This is a genomic window from Methanococcoides sp. (assembly GCF_030594565.1).
GTDB lineage: Archaea > Halobacteriota > Methanosarcinia > Methanosarcinales > Methanosarcinaceae > Methanococcoides > Methanococcoides seepicolus.
On sequence record NZ_JAUVEY010000174.1, the window covers coordinates 1 to 3,640 of the forward strand.

The 3,640-nt window shown below is 44.2% G+C and carries 4 protein-coding genes; 2 read left to right on the top strand and 2 right to left on the bottom strand.

All coding sequences use genetic code 11. From position 1 onward, the window contains the following. Positions 1-1,526, top strand: a 1,526-nt coding sequence (gene ade, locus QAS77_RS10995) for an adenine deaminase (protein WP_305065564.1), incomplete at its 5' end; no start/stop codon positions are given. A 137-nt stretch (positions 1,527-1,663) separates the two neighbouring features. Here the strand turns inward: ade and QAS77_RS11000 are convergent. Then, positions 1,664-1,939, bottom strand: coding sequence for a hypothetical protein (locus QAS77_RS11000; RefSeq protein WP_305065565.1), 276 nt, complete (start codon positions 1,937-1,939; stop codon positions 1,664-1,666). An 84-nt stretch (positions 1,940-2,023) separates the two neighbouring features. Then, positions 2,024-2,272: a hypothetical protein gene (locus QAS77_RS11005; protein WP_305065567.1), complete on the bottom strand. Its 249-nt coding sequence runs from the start codon at positions 2,270-2,272 to the stop codon at positions 2,024-2,026. A 450-nt stretch (positions 2,273-2,722) separates the two neighbouring features. On the opposite strand from QAS77_RS11005, the gene QAS77_RS11010 reads away from it, so the two are divergent. After that, positions 2,723-3,640, top strand: a 918-nt coding sequence (locus QAS77_RS11010) for a right-handed parallel beta-helix repeat-containing protein (RefSeq protein ID WP_305065569.1), incomplete at its 3' end; no start/stop codon positions are given.

Below are 3,640 nucleotides of genomic sequence, written 5' to 3' on the forward strand. Positions count from 1 at the left end.
TAATGGATGGTCATGTTCACTTTGAATCCAGTATGGTGACCTTAAGCCAGTTTGCAGTACCGGCACTGGCACATGGAACTACGTCGGTTGTGATCGACCCTCATGAGATAGCTAATGTTCTTGGCAAGGCTGGTATCGAACTTGTTCTCGAGGAAGCGTCTACCCTTCCTCTTAATGCTTTTGTTGCTGTCTCTTCCTGCGTTCCTGCAACTTCCTTTGAGACTGCTGGAGCTTCCATAAATGTTGATGATATTGCATCCCTGATAGCTAATGAGAACGTTGTCGGACTTGGTGAGATGATGGACTATCCCGGAGTTATCCTTTGTGATGAAGCAAAGCTTTCAATGATACGGACAGCGCTCAAGGAAAGGTTGGTCGTTGACGGTCACTGTCCCGCACTTTCCAGAGAGCAGTTGTTTGGTTACATGTGTGCCGGAATATCTACTGACCATGAATCCATCGAATATGATGAGGCTCTTGAAAAGTTGCGTCTTGGGATGAAACTTATGATACGGGAAGGCTCGGCTGCAAAAGCACTCGATAAATTCCTTCCTCGCTTGATAGAGGATGGTGTTTCCCTTGAAAATGTTTTCTTTGTGACGGATGACAAGCACCCATCCGATCTGTTGAAAGGCTATATGGATGTGATCGTCAGAAGGGCGATGGAACTGGGACTTTCACCTATGGACGCTATTTCTCTGTGCAGCATCAATGCAGCGAAACATTACCGTGTGGACCATATTGTCGGTTCGCTGTCCATGGGTAGAAAGGCTGACATCATCGTATTGGCCGACCTTGAGGAATTCCTTATAGATTCGGTTTATGCATCTGGCAGACCGGTGGAAAGTTTTGTTCCTTCGTATGAATATCCAGATACAGTGTTCAATACGGTGGACTTCAATCAAGTTACTGCCACAGACCTGCAGATAAGGTCTAATGCGGACAAAGATCATGGTGTGTGGGTCATAAAAGTAGTTCCTGACCTTATCGTAACGGAGAAAGAGACCTTTGTATTGCATTCGGACAAGGATGGCATATTGATGCCTGATGTTGAGAATGATGTGCTTTCGATAGCTGTTATTGAAAGGCATGGAAGGAACGGGAATATTGGTGCAGGTTTCATTAAGGGTATGGGTATCAAGAACGGTGCTATCGGGCAAAGCATTGGTCACGACAGTCACAATGTGGTCGTTACAGGTGTCGATCATTCGGACATGGCATTGTGTGCCAATACAATACGTAGCATGAACGGTGGGATATGTGTGGTAAGTAATGGTAAGGTCGTAGAAAAGCTCGAACTACCGTTTGCAGGCCTATTGAGCACATTACCTGCGGAGGATATTGAAAAGAAGCTCAATGATCTTCATAAAGCAGTAAAAGAGATTGGTTGTACCCTTCCTGCTCCATTTATCACTCATTCTTTCATAGCCCTTCCGGTAATACCTTCTTTACGGCTTACCGATATGGGGCTTTTTGATGTGGATAAGTTCAGTCTTATATCTCCAATAGATGAAATGATGGATTGAACTGTTTTTGTGGTAAATATTAGTAAATATGAAGGGTTTAGATAGCTTTGATCAAATAGATATTTAGGACAATAAAAAAGAGAAAAAAGTGGCATGCAATATCTCTCATGATAAAGATAATGTGAGTATGCCATTTGTTAAAATGTCTTATCCGAATTTTTCAATGTAGTTTTGTATGCTCTGATATATTCTGCATGTGGCCAGATAAGCGGAATAGTCACATATGCCATACCATCTTTCCATTTTGAGTGGTTACGCACGTTCTCTATCAGGGTCAATTTACTATCTATCAGTATCTTTGCATTGGTATAATCCTCAAACCACATCTCGAAACGTTCTATGGTTGAAATGTGTTCAGGTAGGAGGTAGTTATGTGCCATATCGACCACCCAGCCAAGATACATTTCGGCCATGTCCTGATCATCAATAGCAGTGTAATGGTTTGCCAGTTGGCAGGTAAAATGGCACCATGCTCCATATCCGCCATTGTTCCTGTCTCACATCTCAGGGTAGCGGTTCAATCCGCCTATTTCGCTATCCCAAAGGTTCTCATGGATCCTCCTGACAGTATAACGGTTCTTGATATCCTGCTGCTCAATGATACCAAAGTAGGCAGGAGCATATTCGACAACATCTACATCGATGACACTGGATGCAAAAGCATCGTAACCGATAGGGTTGCTGTTCTTTTCTTTTACACGTATGCACTTGATGAACGATTGCCTTCTCGGGCCGTCTACTTGCAATATATTTCAAATAAGTCGTTGGCTGGTGATTCTGTGTTTTTGCAGCCCTAATATTTCTACGTTTTTTTCGGCATTTAACAGTCTAAAAATATGCCCCTTGGCAAAACCGACCAAGGACTTATTTGATTAAATCGATTTTAACTAATTTCATTTTGTTAACAGTGTTAACATTTATGTACTCTAATAATATGTTTCACATAACATATAACATTCTTTAACAATGTACTTATAAAATAAAATATAATCTTTAACTAAAGGTTCATATTCGTCTGTGGGGGGCGACAAGGCGGCGCTGCCTTTTATTTGTACCTGATGGTCTTTGGCATGTTCTGCCTTAGTGATAGTGATCTCTACAGATGTAGACGATTCTGATGATCGTAATATCATGGGGTGGAAGTAATGAGAATTAAACAAAGTATACTGATTTGTTTTGTAATAGCTTTAGTTTTAATGACCATAGGAACTGCTGCAGCAGTGACGTACAACGTGACCAGCATTGCGGGTCCACAGAACTACACAACTATCCAGCAAGCGGTGGACAATGCTACCGCAGGCGATACTATCCTTGTGTATCCGGGCACGTACAATGAGAACGTGAACGTAACCAAGCAACTGAACATCACGTCAACAGATGGCGCTGCCAGCACGTATGTCACTGCCGCAACATCCGGCAACCATGTCTTCAATGTTACTGCTGACTGGGTGACCATCAGCGGGTTTAATATAACAGGTGCTACAGCTTCTGATAAGGCAGGCATCTATCTGAATAGTTCCAACAACAGCATGCTAATCAGCAACACGGCGTCGAACAACAGTATCGGCATCCTTCTAACTTCTTCCAGCTATAACAACTTGACCAGCAACACGGCGACGGACAATACACAATCCGGTATCCAGCTGGCTGGATCCCCTTTTATCGGTGGCCCTTCCAGCTACAACATACTGACCGACAACACGGCGACGAACAACAGTATCGGCATCCAACTTGGTTTTGCCAGCTATAACAACCTGACCAGCAACACGGCGTCGAACAACACCGGCGACGGCATCAGTCTATCTGGTATCCCCTTCGGTCCCTTCGGTGGGCCTTCCAGCTATAACGACCTGACTAACAACACGGCGTCGAACAACACCGGCGACGGCATCAATCTGCTTGTTTCCAGCAACAACAAGCTGACCGACAACACGGCGTCGAACAACAGTATCGGCATCAATCTGTTTGTTTCCCGCTATAACAACCTGACCAGCAACACGGCGACGGACAATACCGGCGACGGCATCCGACTATCTGGTAACCCCATCGGACATATCAGAGGACCAACCAGCTATAACATACTCACCGACAACACGGCTAAGGACAATACCGGC